This window comes from Streptomyces sp. NPDC090088, from assembly GCF_044747345.1.
In the GTDB taxonomy this organism is placed as follows: Bacteria; Actinomycetota; Actinomycetes; order Streptomycetales; family Streptomycetaceae; genus Streptomyces.
The window spans coordinates 332,169-357,816 of the sequence record NZ_JBIVDZ010000005.1 but is presented as its reverse complement, the minus strand read 5'-3'; the positions used below and the strand labels follow the sequence as shown (position 1 = coordinate 357,816).

The window sequence follows — 25,648 nt, the reverse complement described above, 5'->3', positions numbered from 1 at the left end:
AAGCCGCCCACGCAACAGCTCGCCGCACGACCGGCGGCACCTCACGCGCCGTCCGCCGCCAGCGGGTGCCGGTCACTCCGAAGCCATGACACCGCTGACGGCTGCACGCAACCGAGGCTCCCGCCCCCTGCCGAGCGGGCGCGGACGGAGGAGATGATGTACGACTCCAAGAGGCCGGTCGACCAGGCCACCGAGGAGACCTCGGTCCAGCCCGACCGAGTGGTGCAGTGGCTGACCAGTCGGCTGGAGGTCGAGCAGGCGCTCCAGGCGCCCCTGGGCGCAGTGCCGCGCGAGCGTGACGACCGTATCGCTCGCATGGCGGACGTACTGCAGGCCACGGCACAGGGACTTGGGCCCGCCGCAGCCGCCGTGTGGGCAGGCGTCCCAGAACACGTACTGGACAACTGGCTGGCGAACGACCGGGGCTTCTCGGCCGCCGTCGAGACCGCGGCAGCGCTGGCCGCCGCCCATGGGCTTCGGCAGGACAACAGCCCGACACCGGCGGCGATCCGCGTCATGCTGGTGGCCCTCAGCTCGGGAACGGCCGGGCGGACCGCGGCCGAACTCGCGGGCTTCACGGCACACCGGTTCCGTCAGCTCAGGAAGAGCTCTCCCGCACTTGCCGCCCTGGCGGACTCGGCCCGTCGCGCGCGTCCGCACAGACCCGCGCACTTCGTGCCGAACTCCCGCAGGCCCCGGCGACCGGGCGAAGCGAGAACCGGGACGAGTTTCCGGCTCGTCCTACGCGACGACCAGTAGGTCCGCCGGAGGCCGGCGACATCCCTTTCCTCACCCCCCGCCCCTCTTACGAACGAGCCCACTTCGATGCACCTCGGCCACCAACTGAGCACGACTTCTCACATTGAGTTTCGCCATGGCACGCGAGATGTGCGTTTTCACGGTGAAGTGCGAGACGACCAGTCGGCTGGATATGGCCTTGTTGTCCAGCCCCAGCGCCGCAAGCGAGACGACTTCGCGCTCCCTGGGGGTGAGTTCGCTCCACAACTGCGCGATGTCGTCAGCGGAGCCGGACAGCATGAAGGGAAACAGTTTGTCGAGGACGCATCGCGTTGCGGCAGGAGACAGATGGGCCTCACCGCGCGCCACCGCCCTGGTGGCCTCAACCAGGGTTTCCGACTGCGCGTCCTTTTCCAGGAATCCGCGAACTCCGGAATTGAGGGCTCCCAGCACGGAGTCGTCTGCGGCCGAGTCGGCCAGCATCAGCGTGTGCACATCGGACAGTTCACCACTGCCCACGATCTGGCGCGCAATCTCGACTCCGTCCATCCCCTCACTGAGGGCATAGATGAGGACGACATCCGGATGCAGGTCATGGACCAGGCGAACGCTCTCCACACCACTTTCGGCCGCTGCGACGATCTGGATGTCCGGCGCGCTTTCAAACAGTTCACCGATACGGGAGTGTACGGAGGTCGGCCCGCCGGCCAGCAGTACACGCAGCACCATTCACATCCTCGCCGAACGTCCGAAGAAGAGCGTGCGACCGGGGAGCACATCCACCTTGACCTGGGGGAGTTGACAGGCCGAGGGCACGTCCGGTGCCACCTCCCTCGGAAAGAGCAATGAATCCGTCTACAAGTCTGTAAACCGTCTACAACACTGTAGTCGACAACTGGGGTGAGTGCATAGGTGATTGCCGAGGAAGGCTTGTCCTCCGACCTGGCGGCGCAAGCGCGGGTACGGGATCCTGCTCGACTCCGGGACGACTGTTGCTGACTCCGATCTTTCTCGTGCCGCTTGTACTGCCGTTCCTGCTGGGCCCGGTGACGGATCGTGTTCTGGCCCGGGCCCGGCCGACACCCGCTTTGTGGATACTCACGGTCGGTTCGGCGGTTCTCGCCCTGGCCTGTGCCGTCTCTCTGGGAGCTCTGGTGATGACCGGCCTCTATCTGCTGCCGGCTTTCGCCCATCTCAATCACTTCGTCAGCCATCTGTGCACGCCTTCGGCACATCTCATGGCCGGAATGGCCGTCCTGGCGGCCTGCGCTCTCGCCATCGGCGGAGTGCGCTTCGGCTATTCGGCGGTGCGCCACGGCCGCACTCTGCGGGCGACCCGGCGAAAGGTCGCCGGACTTCCCGTCGTCGGCGATCTCTGCATCATCGACTCGCCGCGGCCCGACGCGTATGCCCTGCCGGGTCGCGTCGACCGGATCGTCGTGACCGCGGGAATGCTGCGCTGTCTGCGGGCGGCCGAGCGGGAGGCTCTCTTCGCCCATGAACGAGCGCATAATTCCGGACGGCATCACTACTTTCTCGCCATTGCGGAAATCTCGGCGCATTGCCATCCGGCACTGCATCAGGTCCGCGCCGGGATCCGGCTCGCCGCGGAACTGGCGGCCGACGAGGCGGCGGCCCGGGTGGTCGGGGACCGCAGGCTGGTCGCCGTCGCCGTGGCCCGGGCCGCCTTGGCCGGTCATGACGCCGGCCCCACGACACGGCCCCATCTGACGCTCGGCGCCGCGACCGAGCCCGTGTCACACCGTGTCGCCTCACTCCTTGAGCCTTCGGCGCCGTCTGGCGGCGCAGCCTCCCGCCGGCTCGCCGTCGTCATGGCTCTGATCGTCGCGCTGTCGGCGAGCGCGACGGTGGCGGGCGTGGTGCACCTGCGGCACGAAGTGGGTGAGGCGCAGGGAGCCATACCCCGCTGACCATCCGCACCGTGGGCGCGGGCCGTTCAGGTGGGCGCGAGACGCGCGGAGAGCAGCTCGCGCGTCGCCGTGTCCTGCGGAGCGGCGAAGACATCCGCGGTGGGACCGGATTCCACGATGCGGCCGGAGGCGAGAACCGTGATCGTGTCGGTGCGCTCCCGGACGAGTGCGAGGTCGTGGCTGATGACCACGAGAGTCAGGGAGCGCTCCCGGCGCAGTCCGTCCAGCAGATCCATCACGGCGTCTCCCGTGGCCGGGTCGAGCGCGGAAGTGATCTCGTCGCAGATGAGGATGTCCGGCTCGGCCGCCAACGCCCGTGCGATCGCCACCCGTTGGCGCTGGCCGCCGGACAGCTCATGCGGGTAGCGGCTTGCGAAGTCCCCCGGGAGCCCGACGAGTTCCAGCAGCTCCCGCACCGAGCCGTCGGCAGTGCCGGCATTCGCTCTCCCGTGAATGCGCAGGGGCCTGGCCAGGGACGAGCCGACCGTACGGCTGGGATTGAGCGCGCCAAGGGGGTCCTGGGTGATCAGCTGGATCCGGCGGAGCTGTTCACGGCTGCGGCGCCGCACTGTGGCGGGAAGCTCCACGCCGTCGAGCCGTACGGTGCCCGACCGGCGCTTCCGCAGGCCGACGAGAGTGCGGGCGAGCGTGGTCTTGCCGCACCCGGAGGCGCCGACGACGGCCGCGACCGACCCTTCGGCCACCGACAGCCGAATATCGGTCAGCCCCGGCCGACCGCCGCCGGTCCCTCGGTCCGAGAACGGCACGCCGAGATCCCGGACATCGAGAACCGGCCGAGCGGTCGCGGCCGTGTGCGGCGCCCGAGCCGGGGCCACGGAGCGCTCGGCCGGAGGCCGAGGTGTTCTCGGGTGGCGGACCCCGTCGACGGTCAGGTGTACGGCGTCGTCGGCCAGCCTCGCCACGACGTCCGTGTCATGGGAGGAGAAGGCCAGGGCGATCCGCCGTTCACGAGTGAGGGTGCGCAGCAGCTCGGTGATCTCGTCGCGGAGCACCGGGTCCAGGCCCGCCGTAGGCTCGTCGAGCAGGAGGAGCCGGGGCCTTTTCGACAGGGCGCGGGCGAGTGCGACGCGGCGCAGCTGGCCGCCCGAGAGCTGTCCTGGCCGACGGGCCGTGAAGTCCCGGTCGGCGGGCAGGCGGACGGCGTCCAGGAGTTCGCCGACGGCGTCGGAGGTCCGGTCCGCGCTCAGCTCGGACAGCAGCGTGCGGACCCGCAGCCGTGGGTTCAGCAGTGCGGCGGGGTCTTGGCCGACGTAGGCGACCTCGCCGCGGCGGATCTCACGGCGCGCGGTGTCGTCGGCCGCGAACATGTCCTGCCCGAGCACCTCGACCGTGCCGCCCGAGCGGGTCGTGTCGTGGGGCAGATGGCCGAGGAAGGCCCGCAGCAAGGTGGTCTTCCCCGCTCCCGAGGGACCCGTGACGGCGACGACGCGCCCTGGCCGCAGGCTGAGCGAGGTCGCGGCCAGGAGGTGTCGCCCGTCCGCCGCCACGACGCCGAAATCGCGCGTCGTGGCGACGAGGTCCTCGGTGTCCGTGGCGACGAGGTCGTCGGTGTCCGTGTTCCTGGTCGGGTGACTCACAGCAGCGCTGCCGCCTTTCGGCCGGTTCCCGGGGCCAGGGCGGCCGCCGCGAGGTTGACGCTCAGTGCCAGCAGGCCCACAGCCGCGCTCGGGGCGATGACGGCCCAGGGGTTGAGCAGGATGCCCGAGGAGTTCTCCCGGATCATCAACGCCCAGTCGGCGGCGGGAGGTTGGGGCCCGACCTGGAGGAATCCCGCCATGGAGACGACGTAGACCGCCTCCACGAAGCGCAGCCCGAGGAGGGCGAGCAGGGTGGCCCGCAGGTTGGGCAGCACTTCGCGGACCACGAGGAACCAGAGGCGTTCGCCGCCGGCGGCGGCCGCCTCCACATAGCCGGACGCGGCCACGGGCGCTGCCGCGTTGGCGGTGAGCCGGACGGCGTACGGGAACCCCAGGACGACCGCGGCCACGAGCACGGCGAGCCGTCCGCCGCCGGGCCAGGAGAGGGCGACCAGCAGGACGCCGAGGACGGCGGGCAGGAGGATCAGCAGGTCGGCGGCGCGTTCCACCAGGCGGCCGACGGCGGGTCGCAGGGCTCCGATCGTGCCGACCACGGCGGCCGACGCCGTCACCACCACGGCGATGAGCAGTGCGGACAGGACGAGTTCGCGACCGCCGGCGAGCAGTCTGCTGAGGACGTCGCGGCCGAGTTGGTCGCCGCCCAGCGGCGCCCCGTGGCCGGGTGCGGCGAACGGCATGGTGACGGGCTCGTCGACGGCGTGCGGGGTGAGCCAGGGGCCGGCGAGCGCCAGCAGGACGAGCAGGACGGCCGGTGTCACCCGCGGCAGGACCGCACGGGTCGGGGCGCTCATCGGCCGCCTGCCGTCAGCCGGTCGCGGACGAGGTCCGCGCCCAGCAGGACCACGGTGATCGCCGCGCCGGCCAGTGCCGTCACGCCGGCGATCACCGGGGTGTCCCGGTCGGCGACCGCCGAGGACAGGACCACTCCGATCCCCGGGTAGTTGAAGACGGTCTCCACGGCGACCGCCCCGCCCAGGAGCACCCCCGAGGAGGTGGCGATGCCGGTGGCGATGGCCGGGAGGGCTCCGGGCAGGACGTGGCGCAGCAGCACGCGGCCCGGTGGGAGGCCGTCCAGGACGGCGGCCTCGACGTAGGGCGCGCGGGCCTCGTCGGCGAGGGCGGCACGGGCGATGCGCGTGTTCCAGCCGGTCTGCGGGACGGTCAGGGCCAGGGTGGGGAGGATCAGCATGGTCCAGGACGCCGGGGTGCCGTCGCTGTCGGTGAGGGTGACGGCGGGCAGCCAGCCGGTCCACAGGGACAGCACCAGGACGAGTGCGACGGCGACCACGAACTCCGGGACGGCGAAGACCGCGGTCGAGAGGCTGGTGACGGTCCGGTCGAGGAGTCCTTCGGGCCGCAGCGCCGCCCAGGAGGCGAGCGTCACCGACAGTACGGCGGTCAGCAGCAGGGCGGTGCCGCTGAGCACCAGGGTGTTGGGAAACGCGGTGGTGAGCAGGCCGGTGACCGGCTGGCCGTGGGCGGAGGTGCCGAGGTCGCCGGTGGGCAGGCCGGACATCCAGTCCCAGAAGCGTTCCAGAACCGGTCTGTCCAGGCCGAGTTCATGGCGGCGCGCGGCCAGGTCGGCGGCGCTCTCGCCGCGTTCCGAGGTGGCGCTCGCCGCGTCGCCGGGCAACAGCTCCACCCCGGCGAAGACCACGGCGAGCAGCGCGGCCAGCAGCAAGGCTCTTCTGAGCAGGACGAGACCGACGCGGGCCACAACGGCCCACGCCCGTCCGCCCCTTGGCGCCGCCACCGCCGACACCGTCGGCAGCGCCCCGGTTTCCGTGCTCAACTGGCCAGCCACGCCTTCTCCAGCTGGACGCGCCCGTAGCCGGGCAGCGTGGGAAGCCCGCGGACCTTCGCGGCGGCGAGGTCCACGCCGTCCGCCATCCCCCACAGGAGATAGCCGGAGCTGTCGTACTCGATCTGCTGCATGTCCCCCAGCCGGGCGGTGCGTTCGGCGGTGCCTGAGGTGCCGATGGCCTTCTCGTACGCCGTGTCGAAGGCGGTGTCCTTCCAGCCGGCCTCGTTCTGGCCGCTGTCGGAGACCATCGTCTTGCTGGCGAAGAAGACCACCGAGTCGTTGGTGCCCCAGTAGGTCGTGTAGAGGTCGCCCTTGAGCCAGGTCCTGTCCCAGAAGACCGCGGACTCCTGCTTGACCACCTTCACCTTGACGCCGGCCTCGCGGACCTGGGTGGCGAAGAGGGTGGCCGACTCGGCGAGCCCGGGGATGTCCTCGGTGGTGAGGATCTCGTAGGTCCTGGCGGTGTCGAACCCGGCTTCCTTCAGGAGCTGCTTGGCCTTGGCGAGGTCGCGGGTGCGCTGCGGGATGCTCTTGGCGTAGGCGGGGTCGCCGGTGCCGAGGATGTCGTTGGCGACGCTCCCGTAGCCGGACAGCACCTGTTCGACCATGGCCTTGCGGTCGACGGCCAGGCGCAGCGCCTCGCGCACCTTGGGGTCGGCGAAGGGCCCGTCGGCCGTCCGCATCACGATGGGCATGGCCATGTCGTTGGGGCGGCGGACCCGCTGGATGTCGCTGCGCGTCTCAGCGGTGCGGGCCGCGACGGCGCCGGCGTTGGAGGCGAGGTCGATCTGGCCCGCGAGCAGGGCGTTGGCCATGGCCTGGGGGCTCTCGAAGATCTTCACCTCGATGGCGTCGAGGTGGACGTCCCCGCCGTACCAGTCGTCGTTGCGGACGAGGCGGGCGTTGCCGCCGCGGAACCAGTCGAGCTTGAACGGGCCGGTGCCGGGCGCCCTGGCGATGTCCTTGTCGGCGGTGCCGTCGGGGACGACGAAGGTGGTCAGGCGGGTGAGCAGGGGCAGTTCGGCGTTGGCGTAGTCGGAGACCAGGACGACCGTGTCGTCACCGTCGGCGGTGATGTCGGCGGCCTGGATGCCGGGCAGCCGGGAGGCACCGGACGGGGTGGCGCGCAGCCGCTTGAGGGAGAAGACGACGTCGGCCGCGGTGACGGGAGAGCCGTCGTGGAACGTGGCGCCCTCGGCCAGGGTGAACCGCCAGGTCTTCAGGTCCTCGGACGCCTTCCAGCTCGCGGCGAGCCGGGGCACGGTGTTGGGCTTGCCGCCGGGCACGGCGAGCGTGTCGTATACGAGGCTGATGATCAGGTAGTCGCTCTCGTTGGCCTGGGTGCCGTGCGGGTCGCGGGTGATGGCGCTCACGCGGCCGAGGGCCCCGACCCTCAGGGTGCCGCCCTTGCGGGGCTTCGCGCTCGCACCGCCGGTGGCCCCGGTCGACCTGGCGTCACCGCCGTCGCCGCAGGCCGCCAGCAGGGCAGTCGCCCCCAAAGCGCCGCAGGCCCAGAGCAGTTGGCGTCTCGTCACATCCACGTCGTCCTCGACTTTCAGAAGCGGCAAACCAATTACTTAGGTTTGCCTATCCTAAAAATCAGAGTTGGAGCAATACTCCAAGTGGAGTACAGCGCACACGGCGTGAACGCTCTAACTTAGGTGTGGCTTACCTGAGCCGAGCCGGCCCGGCGCGTCACTGGAACGCAACACGTGGACCTCCCGTCCCGTCACAGACGATCCACCGCCAACGCCCTGTTGCCCGGCCTCCCCCGATCACCACGCCGCGCACCCGCACGCGCACCCCCAAGAACGGATGGTCGACCATGCCCACGGCAGTCACGCCTGTGCGCCAGTTGCAGCCGCACGCCGTACACGAACTGACCGAGGCGGCCCACACCCTTCTCTCCTCTGCCGGCCCCCGCGAGGACGACCTCGACTGGCCGCGGCTCATACCCCGGGTACCGCTCGCCGCCGCCTCGTTGAGCGCCGACGTCCGCCATGCCTGCCGCCCCGTGGACACCGCGGCCGGCCTCTTCGTCCTCCGTGGCATCCCCGTCGACGACGAGGCCATCGGCCCCACACCGCGCCACTGGTCCAGCGCCGGGCACGCCGGGGCGCTGTACGACGTCGTCCTTCTGCTGCTCTCCACGGTGATGGGCACGCCGATCGCCTGGGAGGGCCAGCAGGACGGCCGGTTCGTGCACAACATCGTCCCCTCCCCCGGGCACGAGGCCGAGCAGACCGGAGCCAGCAGCACCGTGCTGCTCAGCCCGCACACCGAGGACGCCTTCCACCCCGGCCGCGCCCATCTGCTGGTCCTCGGCTGCCTGCGCAACCACGACGCCGTGGCCACCACCGCCGCCTCCGTCCGCGAGGTCAGGCTCGACGCGGCCGACATCGCGCTGCTCAGCGAACCGACCCTGCCGATCCTCCCCGACGACGCCTACGCCGAGGCCCAGTCCTACACCGGCACCCCACCCGCCGTACCCACCCTCTGGCACACGCCGGACGGCCTCACCCTGCGCTACGACCCCGCCTACACCCCGCTCGACCGGGGGACCGCGGAACACCGTGCGGCCTACGCCCGGCTGACAGCCGAACTCACCAGGGTCTCCGTGGCCGTGAGCCTGACGCCCGGCGACGTCCTCGTCGTCGACAACGACCTGGTCGTGCACGGCCGGGTGCCCTTCCGGGCCCGCTACGACGGCACCGACCGGTGGCTCAAGCGCGCCTCGGTCCGCGTCCCCGACCGCCCCGGCAGGCCGGCCGCCGAGCGGAACGAACACGGCTACGGCCAGGCCGCGGTGGAGGCGTACGCATGACCCGCGTCCCGACCGAACCGGCCTGCGCCCGCGCCCGCGCCGAGGGGGATTCCGTGCCGCCCGACGACAAGACCCTGCGCATCCTGAGCACCGGCGACGTGGCCGGCATCGACATCACCCTCGCCGACGTGGTGTCCGTCGTGGAGCAGGCGTACCGCACCCTGGCGGCGGGCCGTTCCGACAACCCGCGCAAGCTGACCGTCAAGCCGGACGACGGGCATTCGGTCGCCTACGCCATGCTCGGCCGCGACGGCGAGCGCAACGTCGTCGCCGTCAAGACGTCGTACAAGTACGGCCTGCACGAGGACCGTGACCGTCAGCACTACTACACGACACTGACCCTCTACGACGACGAGACCGGGCTGCCGGTCGCGATGCTGGACTGCGGACGGGTGGGCGCCCTGCGCACCCCCGCCGTCTCGGCACTGCTCGCCCGTGAACTGGCCGCTCCCGGCAGCCGCAGCGCGCTGGTCATCGGCACCGGCACCCAGGGACGGCTGGCCCTGCCGTTCCTGCTGACGACCCTGCCCGAGCTGGACCGGCTGATGCTCTTCGGCACCCATCCGGACGGTATCGCGGCCGTCCGGGCGGAGCTGGAACGGCATTTCCCCGGCCGGGAGCTGGACGTCGTGTCCGATCTGCGGGCGGCGGCCGAGGAGGCGGACATCGTGCTCGCGACGGCGGGCCCGAACACCCCGGCCTCCGTGGAGGCGGCCTGGCTGAAGCCCTCCGCCCTGTGCGTCCTGGTCGGGTACGGCATCGCTCCCTCCACTCTCCACCGGGCCCGGCGGGTCATCGCCACCAGCGCCGCGCAGATGCGGGTCACCGGCACGGACATGGCGGACGGCGACGGGCGGCTGCCGGACGTCGACGCGGAGTTCCCCGACGTCCTGGCCGGACGGGCGTCCGGGCGCACCGACGCGGGGCAGAGCATCTTCGCCTACAACAGCGGTCTGGTCGTCACCGACATCGCGCTCGGCCACCGGTTCGCCCAACTCGCCCTGGCTCAGGGGCTGGGGACGGCGGTGCCCTTGTGGAAGTGACGGCACGGCTTCCCGCGCACACCGGCCCCGAGACGCGCGGGCTCCTGGCCGACCCGTTGCTGCACGAACTCGGCCACGGCCTCGGCGGCCCTTACCACGTGCTCCTGCCGAACGCCTTCGACGCCAACGCGGCCGCTTTCCTTGGGGTGTTCACTGAGGCAGGTGTGCAGGGCCGGGTGTACTACGCCAAGAAGGCCAACAAGGCAGCCGTGTTCGCGGAGCAGGCGGCCGTGACCGGGCTGGGCATGGACGTGGCGAGCCGGGGCGAGCTGCGCGAGGCGCTCGCCGCCGGGGTCCGGGGCGAGGACCTGATGGTCACCGGCCCGGCGAAGGCGGACGAACTGCTGCGCGTGGCCGTGCTCCAGGGCGCCCTGATCGCCGTGGACGCCCTGGACGAACTGGACCGGCTGGAGGCGGTGGCCCGCGAACTCGACGGCAAGGCAAGGGCGTTGCTCCGGGTCCTGCCTCCCGAGCAGCCGCACAGCCGGTTCGGCCTCGACGAGCGAGAGGTCACCGCCGCACTGGTCCGCATCGGCCTCTCGGCGGTCTCGCTGGAGGGCTTCAGCTTCCATCTGTCCGGCTACGACGTCCGTCAACGTGCCGATCTGGCGGCGACGTTGGTACGGCTGTGCCGGCGGACACGAGCGCTCGGGCTGCCCGTCGACAGCGTCAGTATCGGCGGCGGCTTCGCGGTGGACTACGTCGGCGCCGAGGACTGGCGGGAGTTCGAGGAGACCAGCCGACCCGAACACTTCCACGCCGGGAAGCGCTTCGGCGGCGGCTTCTATCCCTACCACTCCCCCGCGGCGGGCGCCGACGCCCTGCGCGCGATCCTCGCCGCCGTCCCCTCCGGCGAGAGGGTCCCGCTGGCCGAGGTGCTGCGGACGGCGGACGTCCGGCTGCTGGTCGAGCCCGGCCGGGCACTGCTCGACCAGGCCGGGTTCACCGTCTTCCGGGTGCAGGGGGTCAAGGAGCGCGACGGCTACGCGATCCTGACCGTGGACGGCAGCAGCCTGAGCCTGTCCGAGCAGTGGTTCGACAGCGAGTTCCTGCCGGACCCGCTACTCGTCCCCGCCCGCGCCCACGCCGACGCCCCCGCCGGACCGTACCCGGCCTGTGTGGGAGCCGCGACCTGCCTGGAGTCGGACCTGCTGACCTGGCGCAAGATCCCCTTTCCGAAGCCGCCTGCCGCGGGCGACCTGCTCGTGTACCTCAACACCGCCGGCTACCAGATGGACTCCAACGAGTCGCCTTTCCACGAACTCCCGCTGCCGCCCAAGGTCGTGGTCGAGCCGGCGTCGGACCGCTTCCGCTGGCATCTCGACCGCCGCCCCGCCTGACCCCACGTCTGGAGCCGCCCATGCCCGCCCCCATGCCCGCCCCCGTACCCGCTCCTCTGCCCATGCCCCTCCGCTCCTCCGTGCACGATCCCCTGTACCGGCCGCCTGTCGTCCGGCAGGTCTCCGAACTCATAGGCGCCACCCCCCTGTTCGAGCTCTGCCACACCACGGGCGGCAGTCGGCTGCTGCTGAAGCTGGAGCAGTTCAATCCGACCGGCACGGCCAAGATCCGCATGGCCCGGCAGATGGTCGTGGACGCCGAGGAGCGCGGTCTGCTGCGGCCGGGCGGCCGGATCATCGAGTCGACCTCCGGAAACACCGGGCTGGGCCTGGCCGTCGTCGCGGCCGAGCGGGGCTACGCCTTCACCGCCGTCGTCGACCACCACGCGGCCGCCGACAAACTCCGTGCGATGACGGCCCTCGGCGCCGAACTCGTCTACGTCGCACAGGAGGGCGACGAGGAGCTGGCGACGGCCGCCCGCGAGGAACTCGCCGAGAAACTGGCCGCCGACTCGGACAACGCCTACTTCACCGAACAGCACAACAACCCGGCGAACGGGGTCGGTTACCACCCCGTGGCCCGGGAGATCGACAAGGCCCTGGACGGCCGGATAGACGAACTGATCGGCGCCGTCGGCACCGGCGGCGGGCTGTTCGGCACCGGAAGGGTACTGCGCGAGACCGTTCCCGGAGTGCGGATCGTCGGCGTGGAGCCGAAGGGGTCGATCGCCTTCGGACCGCCGGCCCACGACTACTACCAGTCCGGTACCGGCACCCCCGAGGGCGCCACCATCGGCGCCATGGTCGACTACGGCCTGCTCGACGAGGGCGTCAAGGTCGGCGACGTCGAAGCCTTCGCCACGGCACGGGTGGTTGCCCGCAGGGTCGGGCTCCTCGTCGGCGGCTCCGCCGGCGGAGTGGTGTACGAGGCACTGCGCCGGCTCGCCTCGCAGCCGCCGGGAACCACGACCGTCGCCCTGGTCAACGACGGCGGGGAGAAGTACATGGACACTGTCTTCGACGACGACTGGTTGACCGCGCGCGGTCTGCTCGACGCCCAAGTGGAGTGCGATGTCGATGAGTTGTTGACCACCCTCCGCCCTGTCACCACCGAGATCCCGCGGGAACACCTCTGATGCGGTTCGCCCAGAGCCTGCTCCGCGCCGATGCCCGAGCCCTGGCCGCTCTCGCCGTGCCCCTCGCCCTCACCCAGCTCGCCCAGGTCGCCCTGACCACCACCGACACCGTGATGATGGGGCTGATCAGCACCGAAGCCCTCGCGGCCGGCGGGCTGGCCATGGTCGTCTTCAACCAGCTGCGCACCATGGGCGTCGGCATGGTCACCGCGGTCGGCAACCAGGTCGCCGCCGCCGACGCACGGGCCGAGCGGGGCGAGCGCGGTGAGCCGGGCGGGACGGAACGGGAGGACGTCCGCGACCTGGTCCGCGCGAGCCTGCTGCTGGCCACGCTCGCGGGTGTGGCGGGCGCGGTCCTGATGCTGCTGCTCGGGCACGCGCTGGTCCGGCTGGGCCAGGATCCGGACGTCGTGCGCACGGCGAGGCCGGTGCTCTACACCATGGCGCCGGGCCTGCTGCCGTGCCTGTGGTTCCAGGCGATCCGCCAGTTCACCGTCGGCATGCGCCGGCCACAGGCACTGCTGCGCATCACGATCGCCTCCATCGCGGTCAACGCGGGCCTCAACTGGCTTCTCATCCACGGCACTTGGATTTTCCCGAAGCTGGGACTGCCCGGCATCGGCCTGGCCACGACCTCCGTGTACGCACTGTCCTTCCTGGCTCTGTACGCCTCCGCCCGCCGCGATCCCCGGCTGGCACCGCTGCTCTCCCTCCGCATCTGGAAGACCCGGCCCGCGACCCTGCGCAGGCTGGCCGGACTCGGCGCCCCGATCGCCGCGACCTACGGCTCCGAGGCCGGCTTCTTCTCCGTCGTCGCGCTGCTGGTCGGCAGCTTCGGCACGGCGGCGCTGGCCGCGCACACCGCCGTCAACCAGCTCGTGTACATCGTCTTCCAGATCGCGGTCGGCCTCTCGCACGCCGCGTCCCTGGGGGTCAGCCGCGAGCTGGCCCTCGGCAACTCGGCCGCCGCTCGGCGGCTCAAGACCACCGCGCTGGCCTGCGCTGCCGGGGTCATGGCGGTCGTGGCCGTCGTCTACGTGACAATTCCGCGCATCGTCCTCGCGCCCTTCTTCGACACCCACGACGACCGAGCCATGGACACGGCCGTGAAGCTCCTCCTGGTCGCCGCGGTCCTCCAGTTCTTCGACTGCACGCAGAACATCGGGGTCGGTCTGCTGCGCGGACTCGACGACACCAAGGGTGGCTTCCGGGTCACCCTCGTCGGCTACTGGCTCATCGGCCTGCCGGCCGCGGCCCTGTTCGGGTTCGCCGCCGGTCTCGACACCCTCGGCATCTGGCTCGGCCTGCTCACCGGCCTGGCGGCCACCGCCGTACTGCTGCTGCGCCGGTTCCGGCGGCTTGTGACCGGCCTGCCGACGGGGGTGACGCCGACGGCCCCGGTGAGCACCCAGTCGTAACAGGCCACAGCGTCACGCGTTGAAGCGGTACGAGCCCGGTAGACCCGATGGGTGGTCCTGCCCGGGCGGCGCCTTCGGGCGACTATGCACTGCATGTATACGACGTGTGTATAGTACGGCGGGACGCAGGAGAAGTGCGGCGGTGTGAGTGTGAGCGCGGAGGCTGATATGGCGACGGCTGCGACCCCGAACGAGCTGACGGACCGGAGCGTTGGCCTCGGTGCGTGGGGCGCCATCACGACAACGACGGCTGGTGGCGTGCTGCTCGGCGTGCTCACCAACCTGGCTCAGGGGTGGCTCCCCGGAGGCTGGAACCAGCTCGCCAACTCCGGCGCCGTCTGGTCGGCCGTCGCGTTCGCCGCCGGCGCCCTGCTCGCCGCGCGGGGCACGGCGCTCCGGGCCGCCGTCGGCGGACTGGGCGCCGAGGTCGGACTCGTCGTGGGGTACTACGGCTACGCCGAGTTCGGGCGTGACGGTATGGGCGCGCTGCTCTTCCCGCTGGTCTGGCTGGGCATGGCTTGCGTCGCCGGACCGCTGTTCGGCGCCGCGGCCTACTGGTGGCGCCGGGGCACGGAAGCGCGGGGCCGTATCGCCGGTCTGGCCGCGTTCGCCGGGCTCTTCGGTATGGAGGGGATGACGGCTGCCTGGGACCTCCACTACGCGTCGCAGGCCTGGGCCTGCTGCGCGGTGTTCGTCCTTGTCCCGCTGCTCATGGCCCGCACGCACCGGGAGCGGGCACTCACCCTGGCGGCAGCCGTACCCTGTGCGTTCCTCGCCTACGCGATCGTCGAACTGCCCCTGCAGGCGGTCTCGTCCTGAACCCTGAGCCGTGAGCCCTCGCCCCGGGTGACGTCGTCCGCAGCGGGGAGGACTAGGCGGTGCCGGGCGGGAAGATTCGCTCGCCGTTCTCCGTCCTCGTGATGCCGATGGCCTCGATCGGACAGGACTCGGCGACTTCCAGGACCAGTTCGGAGGCCGGGAGGGTCCCGGACCGGGCGCGGCCCTGGCCGCTCTCGTCGAGTTCGAACTCCTCGGGCGCGGAGGCCGCGCACAGCCCGGTCCGGACGCAGACCCGTTTGTCGACGGCGACCGTCCACTGTTCGGTCATCGGCGGGCTCCTTCGATGACGAGCGGCAGGGTCTTCCAGCCGCGGACGGTCGAGGTCTGGGCCAGTTCGGCGTGGTCCCAGTCCACGTCCCAGCCGGGGAACCGCGCGAGGATCTCCTCGGCGGCGATCCTGCCCTCCAGCCGGGCCAGGGCGGCGCCCAGGCAGTAGTGGGCGCCGACGCCGAAGCTCATGTGCTGGGTGACCCGGTGGATGTCGAAGCGGTCGGGGTCCTCGAAGCGCCTCGGGTCGCGGTTGGCGGCGGCCTGGACGAACAGGATGGCGCTGCCGGCCGGGACCGTGCGGTCGTACAGCTCGACGTCCTTGGTGACGTGGCGCGCGGTGAACGGTCCGGTCGGCTCGAAGCGCAGGATCTCCTCGATGGCGTTGGGGATGAGCGAGGGGTCGGCCGCCAGTTCCCGGCGTGCCTCGGGGTAGCGGGCCATCAGGGCGCCGAACCAGCCGATGAGCCGGCCGGTCGTCTCGTTGCCGGCGCCGGCGACCACCGTGCAGTAGGTGAGGACCTCGTCGTCGGTGAGGGTGCGGGTGACGCCGTTCTCGTCCTCGAACCCGGCGGTCATCAGCTCGGTCATGAGGTCGTCGGAGGGGTGCTGCTTGCGCCACTCGATGTAGTCCTTGAAGGCGTCCGTGCTGAGGATGTCCTCGTGGTTGATCCTTCCGCCGCCCTCAGTGCCGAGCGTGTCGTCGGTGTAGTCGCGGATGGCGGGCTGGTCGGCCTCCGGTATGCCCAGCAGCATGCCGATCACCCGCATCGGCATCTCGGCGCCGACCGCCTCGACGAGGTCGAACCGCTCGGCGCCGGTGACCGGTTCGAGCGCGTGCCGGCAGAAGGCCCGTACGCGGGGCTCCAGGGTGGCGATCCGGCGCGGGGTGAACACCCGGGCGAGCAGGCGGCGGTGGATGTCGTGGACGGGCGGGTCCTCGAAGATGAGGGTGCCGGGCGGGAGTTCGATGTCCGCCTGGATGATTTCGAGGATGTCGCCGCGGGCGGAGGAGTAGGTCTGCCAGTCGGCGAGGCCGCGCTGGACGTCGGAGTGGCGGCTGACGGCGTAGAAGTCGTGCCGGTCGTTGTAGTAGAGCGGTGCTTCCTCGCGCAGCCGTGCGTAGAGGGGGTAGGGGTCGCGGGCGAGGGCGGGGTCGAAGGGGTCCCAGTAGATCGCGTCGGCGGTGGTCACGGGCACAACTCCTTTGCTGTGCGACTCACTTGAGCAGGGCGCCCGCGTCGATGGGCAGGGTGACGCCGGTGACGAAACGGGACTCGTCGCAGGCGAGGAAGAGGACGGCGTTGCTGATGTCCAGCGCCTCCACCCACGGGGTGGGCAGCACGTGCATGCTCTGGGAGACCGCCGCGAAGTCGTCGACGGTGGGGTTCTCCAGGTCGGGGCGGAACATCCGGTAGGTGCCCTCGTGCATCACCATCGGCGTGTTGACCTGAGTGGGGTGCACCGTGTTGACGCGGATGCCGTGCGGCCCCAACTCCCCCGCCAGCGTGCGCATCAGGCCCACCACGCCGTGCTTGGCGGCGATGTAGTGGCCGATGTTGGCGTAGCCCTTGAGGCCGCCGACCGAGCTGGTCAGGACGACCGAGCCGCCCCGGCCGCCCGCGACGATGTGCGGGGTGGACACCTTGGTGGACAGCCACACGCCGGTCAGGTTGACGTCGATCATGTCGCGCCAGGTCTTCTCGTCCATGGCGTCGAGGGTGGCGCCGCCGCTGCCGAGGCCCGCGTTGGCCACGACGATGTCCAGACGGCCGAGTTCGGCGACACCGTCGTCCACGGCCGTCTTCAGTGCGTCGTGGTCGCGGACGTCCGCCCGCATGGCGTGGATCCGCCGCCCCAGCTTCTGCACCTGCCTGACGGTCTCCTCAAGGTCCTCGGGCGTCGACATGGGGAACGTGACGCCGTCGAGCTGCCTGCACACGTCGACAGCGATGATGTCGGCGCCTTCTTCGGCCAGCCGTACGGCATGGCTGCGGCCCTGGCCGCGAGCGGCGCCGGTGATGAATGCGACCTTGCCTTCGACTCGTCCGGGCATGACTGCCTCGCTTTCTTGGCGCGGGTTGGATGGAACGAGGTGAGGTGCAGCGGTGCGGGGTGGATTGCGGTGCGGTGACAGCGAGGCGGGGAGGCCTGGTCACCGGTCAGTGCGTCGGAGGGCGCTCGGGGTCGCCGACCGCCTCGACGAGGTCGGTGGGTGCGACGACTGGGGTTTCGGCAGGACCTGCAGCGATCTCAGTCCCTCGGAAGGTCTCGTACGGGGTGATCGCGTCGTAGGGGCGCGGCGGTGTCGAGGAGGTCCTCGCGGGCCGTGGACTCGAACTGCCAGGGGTCGCGGTACGGCGCCCGGCCGCTGGTGTCGGAGAAGACGAAGCGGGAGCGGAAGGCGCCCTCGGGGATCTCGCGCCACGGCAGCACCTTCTGTCCGAAGCCGCCGCCGGTGTGCCGCATCGCCACCCGTACCCGGTGTTCGTCGACGCCGGGTGGCCGGACACAGAAGGAGCGGACCTCGTGCGGGGCCCGGTCGAAGTCGGGCGCGACGTCCGCCCTCGGACGTCCGGCCGGCTCTCCCACCAGGTTGCCGGCGTGCGTGGCGTCCACGGACTCGGCGGCGTCCTCGGCGAGCGGCGGGCGCGGGGTGTCGGGGTCGTCGCGTCCGCTGAACGTGTACCACTGCTCGCGCACACGGCAGTTGGGGTCCTGGGCGGTGAACACCCCGTGCACGCGGTCCAGTCGGAGCGCCCGCGACACGTCGATCCCGCTGATGCGGGCTCGCGCGACCGGGCTGCGGACGAAGCGGGCGTGCGGCATGCCGGGGCGTACGACGTCGGCGACATGCGTGGAGGTGCCGGTCAACAGTCGTGGTTCCGCGACGCGCAGAGCGCGGGTACCCGTGGAGCGAGCCATCGATGTGGCCCTCCGTTCACGCTGAACGAGTGTTTAACACGAGTGCTGAACAACTGTTTAACAGTGCGAGCCGGGGCCGTCAAGGACAATGAGCGGCATGACTGCGCCTCGCCGTATGGGCACCGAGAACTCCAAGACGCGCCAGGTCCTGCTCGACGTCGCCGAGCGGCTGATGCTGGAGGAGGGCTACGCCTCCGTGGGCATCCGCCGGGTGGCGCGCGAGGCCGAGGTGGCACCGGCGCTGGTGCTGTACTACTTCCGCACGCTGGACGACCTGTTCCTCGCGATGCTGCGGCGGCGCGGCGAGCACGAGATGGAGCGGGTCACCCGCCTGCTGGACGGCCCAAGGCCGCTGCACACCCTGTGGCGGATCGCCAGCCACCCGGGCAACGCGCTGACCACGGAGTTCGCCGCCCTGGCCAACCACCGCAAGGCGATCCGCACCGAACTCGCCGCCTTCGCCGACCGCTACCGCGAGGCACAACTGGCGGCGCTCACCCGGCGGCTCGCGGAGACGGGCGTGGAGCTGCCGTCCGAGGTGTCCCCGGCCGTGCTGCTGATGCTGACGAACGCGCTGGGCCGGATCATCATGATGGAGAACGCGATGGGCATGACGACCCGTCACGCCGAGGCACTCGCCTTCGTGGAGCAGTTCCTCCAGCGCCACGAGGGGGCCACGACGAGCGACTGACACAGTGCGGCCGGGAGAGAATCCGACCACTTGGCAGGTTCTCTGCGCGGGATGTCGTGGACGGCTCCGCCGAGCGCGGTTACTCCGGCGCCTCCCTGCATGCGGTACTCAACGGGCTCCGGTCGCGGTGGCTCCTCGACCAGGAACTCGACATCGTCGGCCCGGTCACCGACTTCGTGCGGCTGCTGCTGGAGAAGAACGGCGAGATGGAGCCGTGGAGTTGAGGGTGTCCCGGCGCGCCGCCGGTCACCGCGAGTCCTCTCGCCCGTGCCCCGCCCCCTCTTGCGCACCGCCGGGGATCGGGTTGTCCTTGTACCAGTGGGCGAGGAAGTCGAGGAACACGGTGATCTTGCGAGGGGCGGGCTGCCCCGGCCCGTAGATGGCGTAGAGGGGCCGGTCGGGCACCGTGTGGCCGGGAAGCAGGGCCCGCAGTCTGCCTGCGATCAGGTCGTCGTGGACCGACCGCTCGGGAAGCAGGGCGATGCCCCGACCGTGCACGGCGGCCTTCTGCAGAGCGATGTAGGAGTTGGACGAGTAGGCGACGTTGCGGATCTTGTGCAGGGTCGAGGTGGACCCGTACCCGAACCGCCAGACGGGCTCGTTGACGTGCACGAGGCAGTCGTGGGCCGACAGGTCGTTCGGGTGGTTGAGCACCCCGTGTCTGCCGATGTACTCCGCCGACGCGCAGAGCACGAACGGCAAGGACGTGATCTTCTTGAGGTGCACGCTGGAGTCCCGTAGGTCCCGGGTGTGCAGGGCGACGTCGAAGCCGCTGTCCAGGAACTCGTAGGTGCGGTCGGACAGGCCGCCCAGTTCGAACCGTACGGAGATCTTGGGATGGGCGGTGGAGAAGGCGGCGATGGCGTCACCGAGGTCGAGGCTGCCGATCCACTTGGGCGAGACGATGCCCAGGCTCCCCTCGGCTCGGTCGTGGACGCACGCGATGCCGGCGTCCTCGGCCGCGATCTCCTTGAGGATGCGGGTCGCGAACTCGGCGTACCGCACGCCGGCTTCGGTGAGGCTGACCGAGCGGGCCGTCCGGTTGACGAGCCGGACGCCGACCTGCCGCTCCAACTCCGCCACATGGCGCGAGACGAGCGACCCCGAGGAGCTGAGGGCCCTGGCCGCCTGGCTGAAGCTGCCCACCTGCGCGACGGTCACGAAGCTGTTCATCAGGAGCATGCGGTCCATGGCGTCACCCCGCCGACACGTCGGTGCGCCGACGGTCCGGCTTGAAGGGCAGTGCCACCACCGTCGCCCTGATCTCGCGCTGCGCGGTCCCGGGCCTGCCCCACACCACGACGACCTCGGTTCCGGGTGCCGCGCTGCTCTCGTCGATCACACAGAGCGAGATGGTCGACCGGAGGTTCACGCTGACGGTCCGCCCTGTCGAGACGCCCACCGGACGTCCACCCGCGAGCACCTGGTCGAAGGCGGGGCCCCGCCCGCGGGGAAGCTCCATGGGCTCGGGCAGGTCGCCCTCCCCCAGGGCGGCGGTGAGGACGCCGACGACGTCCGCCGTGTTCCAGCGCAGCCCCACGAGGGTCCGCCGGGGTCCGCCGCCCACCGCGTCCGCCGCCAGCGCGTCCCGCCCGAGGAAGTCCCGGCCGGGCACCCCCTTGCGGAACCCCCAGCCGAGCTCGGCCGGCTTGCGGAAGTAGTCCGTGATGCCGTTCTCCGGTACGTAGCTGCCGCCGGGCCTGCCGGTCCTGAACTGGGTGGGCGCCCCCGGGGTGAGGATCGAGGCGGGGAGGTAGTCGAGGCCGTTCGTCGCGATACCGGCCTCGATGTGCTGCACCGGCTGGGACCGCAGGCCGAGTTGGCTGATCCCGAGCGGACGGCCGGCCTCGACGGTCGCCGACCAGATCTCGCCGGCCTGTTCGGCGGGACCGTGGATCTCGTAGCCGAGTTCGCCCGAGATCCCGGTGCGCAGGAGCCGTACCGGCACTCCGGCGAGCCGCGACATCCGGCTCCGGCTGAAGCCGATGTCCCGGAGGCTCTCACCGGTCAGCTTCTCCAGCGTCGCCAGCGACGCCGGCCCCTGGACGCCGAAGATGAACCGCTCGGGGCTGACGTCCAGGGCCTCGGCGTCCCAGTCGCCCCGGCCGAGCTGCCAGATCAGCCAGTCCCCGCTGCCGGCCGTGTACAGGAACTCCTCCTCGGCCAGGCGGCACAGGATGCCCTCGGAGGCCACCCGGCCGTGCTCGTCGAGCTGGACATGGTGCTTGATCTGCCCGTACTCGAAGCGGGTCAGGTCGCGCATGCCCAGCCAGGAGAGGAAGTCGCGGGCTCCCCGTCCCCTGACGAGCACCTTGTGCAGGCTGGACCAGTCCCCGAGGTAGCACGCGCTCACATGCGCGGCGCTCTCCTCGGTCCAGTCCGTGTACTCCAGGGGCAGCAGGGTCTGCGCGAACTCGCCGAAGCCGCCCCGGGTGTTGCTCGCGTCCTGGGCCGCCGCGGCGGGACTGAAATAGGCAGGCCGCTGGGCGATGAAGGGGGCGCCCTTCAACCGCCGGACCGCGTCGTACGTGGTGCGCTGGATGTCGGCTGTACCCATGACACTCTCCTGCTCGCGGGCGCTGGTGACTCTCGCCGCCCCGTCCCGGTCGTACCGGCCAAGGCGCGGGTCTCGCGCGTGACCCCTTCGCTCGTCCATGACGAAGAAGCCATCAGATCACGTCACTAGATCGGTTAAGTGCGACGGTAGCAGACGCCTCCGCCGACGGCGAAGAACCCGTCGGAGACCAGTTTTCGCAGACCGGTTTTCCGAGCAGTGGGGTGGCCCGTGCGAGGTCAGGCCGACTCGCGCACCACGATCCGGCCCGGCACCGGGGACAGGCCCGCGGTGTCGAGGCCGAGGGCCTCGCGCGCCGCGATCCGCCCGAGGACCTCGGCATCGATGCGGACGGTCGTGAGGGCGGGAGTGGACAGGGAGCCGTACTCCGTCTCGTCGAAGCCGATCACGGCCACGTCGTCGGGCACCCGCCGTCCGAGATCGCGCAGGGCCGTGAGGCTGCGCAGCGCGATGTCGTCGTCGAACGCGGCGAGGGCGGTCACCTCCGGGTGCGCCGCGAGCGCCGCCGCCACGGCGGCCTCGCCGGCCCCTCGCGGCTGCGGTACGACGAGACGCTCCAGGGGTGGAAGCCCCAGCCGCCGGGCCGCCTCCCGGGCGAATCCGAGGCGCGCCTCGGTCAGCGGGAAGTCGTGGTCGGGCATGGCCATGGCGATGTGACGGTGTCCTCGTTCGGCGAGGTAGCCGATCTGCAGGCCGGCGTTAAAGGCGAATCCGCGCTCCCAGTCCTCGTCGGCGGGCCGGTCGCCCCGCATGTAGGCCTCACCGAGCCGGAGGACCGCCCGTGGGGCGATGGTGTCGAGGATCTTCTTCAGGTTCTCCGGTCTCGCCCGCCCGTGCCGGACGAGAAGCACGTGGTCGTGTGCGGCCAGTTCCTCGTCGAGGCCCAGGACGTAGCTCCGGGAGAAGTTGCCCTCCAGGCCGTGGTCGACGCTGAGCACGACGATGCGCGAGGCCCCCTCACGCAGTGCCCGGGCGATCCCGTGCGGGACGTACCCGAGGTCCCGGGCGGCCGCCAGGACGCGTTCGCGGGTGGCGGTGGAGATCGTCTGCCGTGGGTCGTCGTTGAGCACGAAGCTCACCGTCGCCCGCGACACGCCGGACGCCTCGGCCACATCGGTCAACGTCACCCGGCCAGAACGGGCCATGTCGGACGGACTCCCTCTCCTGCGCGCGCATCGGCTGTCCACCGTGCATCGGCTGTCCGTCAACCTTACGGGACTGGATCGTTTCAGCTGCGGGCGCTGGGGCCTGCTCGGCGCATGCCCGCACCGGGCCTCTTCGGCCGGGGCGGACGCCCGGGCTGGACTTCGACGAGTTCCACGGCGGCGCGGCCGGCGCCCTCCAGGCGCTGCTTCTGCCCCGGCCCGCTCACCTTGTCGTCGGCGACGGCGGGTGCGCGGAGGTCTTCATGTGCGCGCCGGGACCGTGGAAGGGCTCGGAGCCCGCGGCGAGGATGTCATCGGCGTTGTACCGCCTGAGCCGATCCGGCACGGCCAAACCACCTGGGTGCATGGGGCCGATGCCCCGGCCGCGGTGAGTGCGCGGGGCGGCCGCCTCGTGAAGGCGAAGAGAAACGGGGCGAAGACCATCACGGCCGACGGGGACGCGAACGGCCGACTGCGCATCGCGGTTGGCCCGCGTTCCTGACAGGTGTGCACGTGTGACTCAGTGCGGCAGCCACACCGCGACAGCGCTGGCCAGTAAGGGGGTGAGTACCACGATGCCAGCCTGGAGATCGGCAAACGGACCCGCCTCGGCACCCAGCAATTGTTCGAATCTCGCACGTTGTTCGGCACGCTCAAGAAGCTGTGTCGGCTCATCGGTGCCGGTCAGCGGAAACAGCCGCTCGGCGAGGAGATGCGCCTGGCGGCGCAGCCCGATGGCGGCCGGTGCGTAGGTGATGGCCACGTTGAGAGTGCCCACGCCGCCGAAGACCAGGACGTATTCAAAGGGGGTGGCATCGGCCGAGGCCATGGTGTGCGCCTTCACCAGTTCAGCCTGCATCCGCACAACTGCCCCCAGTGCCAGCGTGGACAGCGCGACCAGCGCACCCAGGCCGGTCACCGCGGCCCGCATGGTCCGCCGGCGAGCCAGCAGCCACTCCAGCAGTTCGCCCGCGGCCGTGGCGCTCCGGTCCGTGCCCGCTGCCTTCCAAATCGAGTGGGCGACGCACACCATGGGCGTTGCGCCGAGCAGAGCGGTTCCCACCAGCAGAGGCCCCCGCCACGCTCCCGGACGGTCATCCGTCGAGGCCACCACCACTGCATAGAGCACTGCAACCAGCGCCACCGCGCCCGCGACGACGGCCGCCTCGCGCCGCGATCGGCGTTCGCCCTCGGGCAGACCGCGCCACTGCTGGGCACCAACCGCGAAGACAACCCCTGCACCGCAGGTCAAGCCGAGGGCAAGCACCGCCCAGACGGGCCACAGATCTGCCTCTCGGTACTGGGACGTGGCCACCAGGCCCACCCAGATCCCGAAGCCGACCCCCACCGGTGCCGCCGACACCGTCCAGACCGACGCCCGCTCCCCCCACGCCGCCATCAGGCCCCCCTGTCCTCCGATCGCCGCAGGAACCCATCGTTGCGCAGCCGAGGCGAGCGCACCGCCACCTTGGCGCCACTGTCGAAGAACGTGGATGCCGACGCAGCGGGTAAGTCATGCCGGAACGTACGGCCGCCAACCCCGGCGCCATCCCCCACTCCGCCGGGGGGCGATACCGACGCGCAACGAGCCGGTCGCTTCCTCGCGCCCAAGCCACACGGCTCGGTTCACGTACTGCGCAGCCGGGTCACCGTCACCACGGCGTGCCGGGGCGTCCCGGCCAGAACCTCCACCACCAGCCCGGGAGCGGCGGCAATGCGGGGCTCACCACGGTCTCGGCATGCCGGATCTTCCTCCGGACCCGACCCGTGGTCCGGTAAACGGACGTGGCCTGCCCGGCGACGATGCCCTCGCTGGTGTGGACGCTCGGGTGAACGGCTCGCCGAGCCGGAATCGGGCGGGAGCACGGGCCATTGTGCGATGCGAGGAGAAGCTGCGGACCGCATCCTCCTACGCTGAGCATTTGGCATAGGACATATTTTTTATGACCTATGCCGAATGCTATGGTCGCGGGAGGAGGTGATTCCCGGTGCGGATCAGCGGGACGACGGCGACGGAGATCGCGGGCAGTGTGCGGGACCTGATCGCGTCGGGTCGGCTGGCGCCGCAGGACCTGCTCCCGCCCGTGCGCAAGCTGGCCGAGGAGCTGGGGGTGAACCGGAACACGGTGGCCTCGGCGTACCGGCAGCTGGTGGCCGCCGGCGAGGCGGAGACCCGCGGCCGCGGCGGGACGGTCGTGACAGGGGTGCCGCAACTGGCGGGCGAGGGAGCGTGGTTCGGCGGCCGTCTGATCGACCTGGCCAGCGGTAATCCCGACCCGGAGCTGCTCCCCGATGTGCTGCAGGCCCTCGACGGTGGCGCGTATCGGCCGGCGCTCTACGGGTCGGCGGCTCTCGATCCGGACCTGGCCGCCTGGGCGCGGGAGCGTTTCGCGCCGGACGTTACCGTGGACGGTTTCCGGGTGCTTGTCACGCATGGCGCGGTCGACGCGACGGAACGGCTGCTGAACGCCTATCTCACCAGGGGTGATGCGGTCGCGGTGGAGGATCCGTGCTTCCTGGCCAGCATCGGCACCCTGCGGCTGAACGGTCTTCGCACCGTCGCGGTCCCGGTCGACGAGGAGGGGATGCTGCCCACGGCGCTGCGGGCAGCGCTGGACGGCGGGGTGCGGGCGGTGGTGTGCACGCCTCGGGCCCACAACCCGACCGGGGTGAGCGTCACGCGCGAGCGCGCCGCCGAACTGCGGTCGGTCCTTGCGGCGCATCCCCAGGTCCTGGTCATCGAGGATGATCACTTCTGGGCCGTCTCCAGCACGCCGTACCACCGGATCACGCCGCCCGGGATGTCCCGGTGGGCGCTGGTGCGCTCGGTGTCGAAGTTCCTCGGGCCGGATCTTCGGCTCGCGATCGTCGCCACCGACGAGGAGAGTGCCCAGCGTCTGCGGACGCGGCTCAACACCGGGACGACGTGGGTGAGCCGGCTGCTGCAGCACGCGGTGTACCGGCTGGTGAGCGATCCGCGGGTGCTCGGTCAGACCGTCCGGGCGCGCGACGCCTACGTCGAGCGCAGCGCGTTGCTGCTCGCCGCGCTGGGCGAGCGGGGCCTCGGCCGTCCGGCCGGCTACCGGCCGGACGGGCTGAACGTCTGGGTGCCGCTGGGCACGCAGGCCCGTCCGGTCGCGGATGCGCTGGCCCGGCGCGGGTGGGCGGTCCAGCCCGGCCACCTCTTCGCCGCCGGGACCGGTACCGGGCAGGAGATCCGGGTCACCACCTCCACGCTCACCGCGCAACAGGCACGCGAGTTCACCGACGACCTCGCCGCCGTCCTCCCCGTCCTCCCCGTCCTCCCCGTCCACCCCGCCTGACCCGCCCCGGCCATTCCGCCGGGCGGCAT

The 25,648-nt window shown here is 71.2% G+C and carries 24 protein-coding genes; 11 read left to right on the top strand and 13 right to left on the bottom strand.

Annotated features, from left to right (window positions below; all coding sequences use genetic code 11):
• The first annotated feature begins 156 nt into the window (after positions 1–156).
• Entirely contained in the window at positions 157–759 is a 603-nt protein-coding gene (locus ACIPSJ_RS25580) for a hypothetical protein (protein WP_401349270.1), read from the top strand.
• 30 nt (positions 760–789) lie between these two features.
• Here the strand turns inward: ACIPSJ_RS25580 and ACIPSJ_RS25575 are convergent, their stop codons facing one another.
• Positions 790–1,467, bottom strand: coding sequence for a LuxR C-terminal-related transcriptional regulator (locus ACIPSJ_RS25575; protein WP_401349267.1), 678 nt, complete (start codon positions 1,465–1,467; stop codon positions 790–792).
• Positions 1,468–1,730: 263 nt separating this feature from the next.
• Here ACIPSJ_RS25575 and ACIPSJ_RS25570 point away from each other — a divergent pair, with 263 nt between their 5' ends.
• Entirely contained in the window at positions 1,731–2,669 is a 939-nt protein-coding gene (locus tag ACIPSJ_RS25570; protein ID WP_401349264.1) for a M48 family metalloprotease, read from the top strand.
• A gap of 26 nt (positions 2,670–2,695) precedes the next feature.
• Here the strand turns inward: ACIPSJ_RS25570 and ACIPSJ_RS25565 are convergent, their stop codons facing one another.
• Genes ACIPSJ_RS25565 through ACIPSJ_RS25550 form a run of 4 tightly spaced genes read right to left on the bottom strand, consistent with a single transcriptional unit; the run spans position 2,696 to position 7,633 of the window.
• Positions 2,696–4,267: an ABC transporter ATP-binding protein gene (locus ACIPSJ_RS25565; RefSeq protein ID WP_401349261.1), complete on the bottom strand. Its 1,572-nt coding sequence runs from the start codon at positions 4,265–4,267 to the stop codon at positions 2,696–2,698.
• Positions 4,264–5,079: an ABC transporter permease gene (locus ACIPSJ_RS25560; RefSeq protein ID WP_401349258.1), complete on the bottom strand. Its 816-nt coding sequence runs from the start codon at positions 5,077–5,079 to the stop codon at positions 4,264–4,266. The genes ACIPSJ_RS25565 and ACIPSJ_RS25560 overlap by 4 nt, the downstream gene beginning before the upstream one ends.
• Positions 5,076–6,092 (bottom strand): ABC transporter permease, encoded by a 1,017-nt coding sequence (locus tag ACIPSJ_RS25555; RefSeq protein WP_401349255.1) that lies wholly within the window; start codon positions 6,090–6,092, stop codon positions 5,076–5,078. Before ACIPSJ_RS25555 ends, ACIPSJ_RS25560 begins: the two co-directional genes overlap by 4 nt.
• On the bottom strand, positions 6,077–7,633 hold the full coding sequence (locus ACIPSJ_RS25550) for an ABC transporter substrate-binding protein (RefSeq protein WP_401350095.1): 1,557 nt from the start codon (positions 7,631–7,633) through the stop codon (positions 6,077–6,079). Before ACIPSJ_RS25550 ends, ACIPSJ_RS25555 begins: the two co-directional genes overlap by 16 nt.
• A gap of 284 nt (positions 7,634–7,917) precedes the next feature.
• Between ACIPSJ_RS25550 and ACIPSJ_RS25545 the strand changes: the two genes are divergently transcribed.
• From ACIPSJ_RS25545 to ACIPSJ_RS25520, 6 genes are all read left to right on the top strand, one after another.
• The gene (locus ACIPSJ_RS25545) at positions 7,918–8,916 is read left to right on the top strand and encodes a TauD/TfdA family dioxygenase (RefSeq protein ID WP_359219901.1); all 999 of its coding nucleotides are present in this window, start codon (positions 7,918–7,920) and stop codon (positions 8,914–8,916) included.
• Entirely contained in the window at positions 8,913–9,959 is a 1,047-nt protein-coding gene (locus ACIPSJ_RS25540) for an ornithine cyclodeaminase family protein (RefSeq protein ID WP_401349251.1), read from the top strand. Before ACIPSJ_RS25545 ends, ACIPSJ_RS25540 begins: the two co-directional genes overlap by 4 nt.
• The gene (locus tag ACIPSJ_RS25535) at positions 9,956–11,299 is read left to right on the top strand and encodes an alanine racemase (RefSeq protein WP_401349248.1); all 1,344 of its coding nucleotides are present in this window, start codon (positions 9,956–9,958) and stop codon (positions 11,297–11,299) included. The genes ACIPSJ_RS25540 and ACIPSJ_RS25535 overlap by 4 nt, the downstream gene beginning before the upstream one ends.
• A gap of 62 nt (positions 11,300–11,361) precedes the next feature.
• Entirely contained in the window at positions 11,362–12,435 is a 1,074-nt protein-coding gene (locus tag ACIPSJ_RS25530; RefSeq protein ID WP_401350092.1) for a cysteine synthase family protein, read from the top strand.
• Positions 12,435–13,853 (top strand): MATE family efflux transporter, encoded by a 1,419-nt coding sequence (locus tag ACIPSJ_RS25525; protein WP_401349245.1) that lies wholly within the window; start codon positions 12,435–12,437, stop codon positions 13,851–13,853. Before ACIPSJ_RS25530 ends, ACIPSJ_RS25525 begins: the two co-directional genes overlap by 1 nt.
• A gap of 168 nt (positions 13,854–14,021) precedes the next feature.
• The gene (locus ACIPSJ_RS25520; RefSeq protein WP_401349242.1) at positions 14,022–14,672 is read left to right on the top strand and encodes a DUF6518 family protein; all 651 of its coding nucleotides are present in this window, start codon (positions 14,022–14,024) and stop codon (positions 14,670–14,672) included.
• Positions 14,673–14,724: 52 nt separating this feature from the next.
• Here ACIPSJ_RS25520 and ACIPSJ_RS25515 read toward each other — a convergent pair whose 3' ends face one another.
• The 4 genes from ACIPSJ_RS25515 to ACIPSJ_RS25500 all read right to left on the bottom strand — a co-directional run bounded on the left by ACIPSJ_RS25515 (position 14,725) and on the right by ACIPSJ_RS25500 (position 17,885).
• Positions 14,725–14,961, bottom strand: a complete 237-nt coding sequence (locus ACIPSJ_RS25515) for a ferredoxin (protein ID WP_401349239.1) — start codon at positions 14,959–14,961, stop codon at positions 14,725–14,727.
• The gene (locus ACIPSJ_RS25510; protein ID WP_401349236.1) at positions 14,958–16,154 is read right to left on the bottom strand and encodes a cytochrome P450; all 1,197 of its coding nucleotides are present in this window, start codon (positions 16,152–16,154) and stop codon (positions 14,958–14,960) included. Before ACIPSJ_RS25510 ends, ACIPSJ_RS25515 begins: the two co-directional genes overlap by 4 nt.
• 25 nt (positions 16,155–16,179) lie before the next feature.
• On the bottom strand, positions 16,180–17,016 hold the full coding sequence (locus ACIPSJ_RS25505) for a mycofactocin-coupled SDR family oxidoreductase (RefSeq protein ID WP_401349233.1): 837 nt from the start codon (positions 17,014–17,016) through the stop codon (positions 16,180–16,182).
• 197 nt (positions 17,017–17,213) lie between these two features.
• Positions 17,214–17,885 carry a hypothetical protein gene (locus ACIPSJ_RS25500; protein ID WP_401349230.1) on the bottom strand — a complete coding sequence of 224 codons (672 nt, stop codon included), beginning with the start codon at positions 17,883–17,885 and terminating at the stop codon, positions 17,214–17,216.
• Positions 17,886–17,982: 97 nt separating this feature from the next.
• Between ACIPSJ_RS25500 and ACIPSJ_RS25495 the strand changes: the two genes are divergently transcribed.
• Together ACIPSJ_RS25495 and ACIPSJ_RS25490 are read left to right on the top strand one after the other, a co-directional pair.
• Entirely contained in the window at positions 17,983–18,576 is a 594-nt protein-coding gene (locus tag ACIPSJ_RS25495) for a TetR/AcrR family transcriptional regulator (RefSeq protein ID WP_401349227.1), read from the top strand.
• A 56-nt stretch (positions 18,577–18,632) separates the two neighbouring features.
• Positions 18,633–18,800, top strand: a complete 168-nt coding sequence (locus ACIPSJ_RS25490; RefSeq protein ID WP_401349224.1) for a hypothetical protein — start codon at positions 18,633–18,635, stop codon at positions 18,798–18,800.
• 22 nt (positions 18,801–18,822) lie between these two features.
• Here the strand turns inward: ACIPSJ_RS25490 and ACIPSJ_RS25485 are convergent, their stop codons facing one another.
• From ACIPSJ_RS25485 to ACIPSJ_RS25470, 4 genes are all read right to left on the bottom strand, one after another.
• Positions 18,823–19,767: a LysR family transcriptional regulator gene (locus ACIPSJ_RS25485; RefSeq protein ID WP_401349221.1), complete on the bottom strand. Its 945-nt coding sequence runs from the start codon at positions 19,765–19,767 to the stop codon at positions 18,823–18,825.
• A gap of 4 nt (positions 19,768–19,771) precedes the next feature.
• Positions 19,772–21,133 (bottom strand): aminomethyl transferase family protein, encoded by a 1,362-nt coding sequence (locus tag ACIPSJ_RS25480; protein ID WP_401349218.1) that lies wholly within the window; start codon positions 21,131–21,133, stop codon positions 19,772–19,774.
• Positions 21,134–21,369: 236 nt separating this feature from the next.
• Positions 21,370–22,296, bottom strand: a complete 927-nt coding sequence (locus ACIPSJ_RS25475; RefSeq protein ID WP_401349215.1) for a LacI family DNA-binding transcriptional regulator — start codon at positions 22,294–22,296, stop codon at positions 21,370–21,372.
• A 520-nt stretch (positions 22,297–22,816) separates the two neighbouring features.
• The gene (locus tag ACIPSJ_RS25470; protein WP_401349212.1) at positions 22,817–23,695 is read right to left on the bottom strand and encodes a hypothetical protein; all 879 of its coding nucleotides are present in this window, start codon (positions 23,693–23,695) and stop codon (positions 22,817–22,819) included.
• A 589-nt stretch (positions 23,696–24,284) separates the two neighbouring features.
• Here ACIPSJ_RS25470 and ACIPSJ_RS25465 point away from each other — a divergent pair.
• Complete coding sequence (locus ACIPSJ_RS25465) at positions 24,285–25,619, top strand: aminotransferase class I/II-fold pyridoxal phosphate-dependent enzyme (RefSeq protein WP_401349209.1); 1,335 nt, start codon at positions 24,285–24,287, stop codon at positions 25,617–25,619.
• The last annotated feature ends 29 nt before the right edge of the window (positions 25,620–25,648 follow it).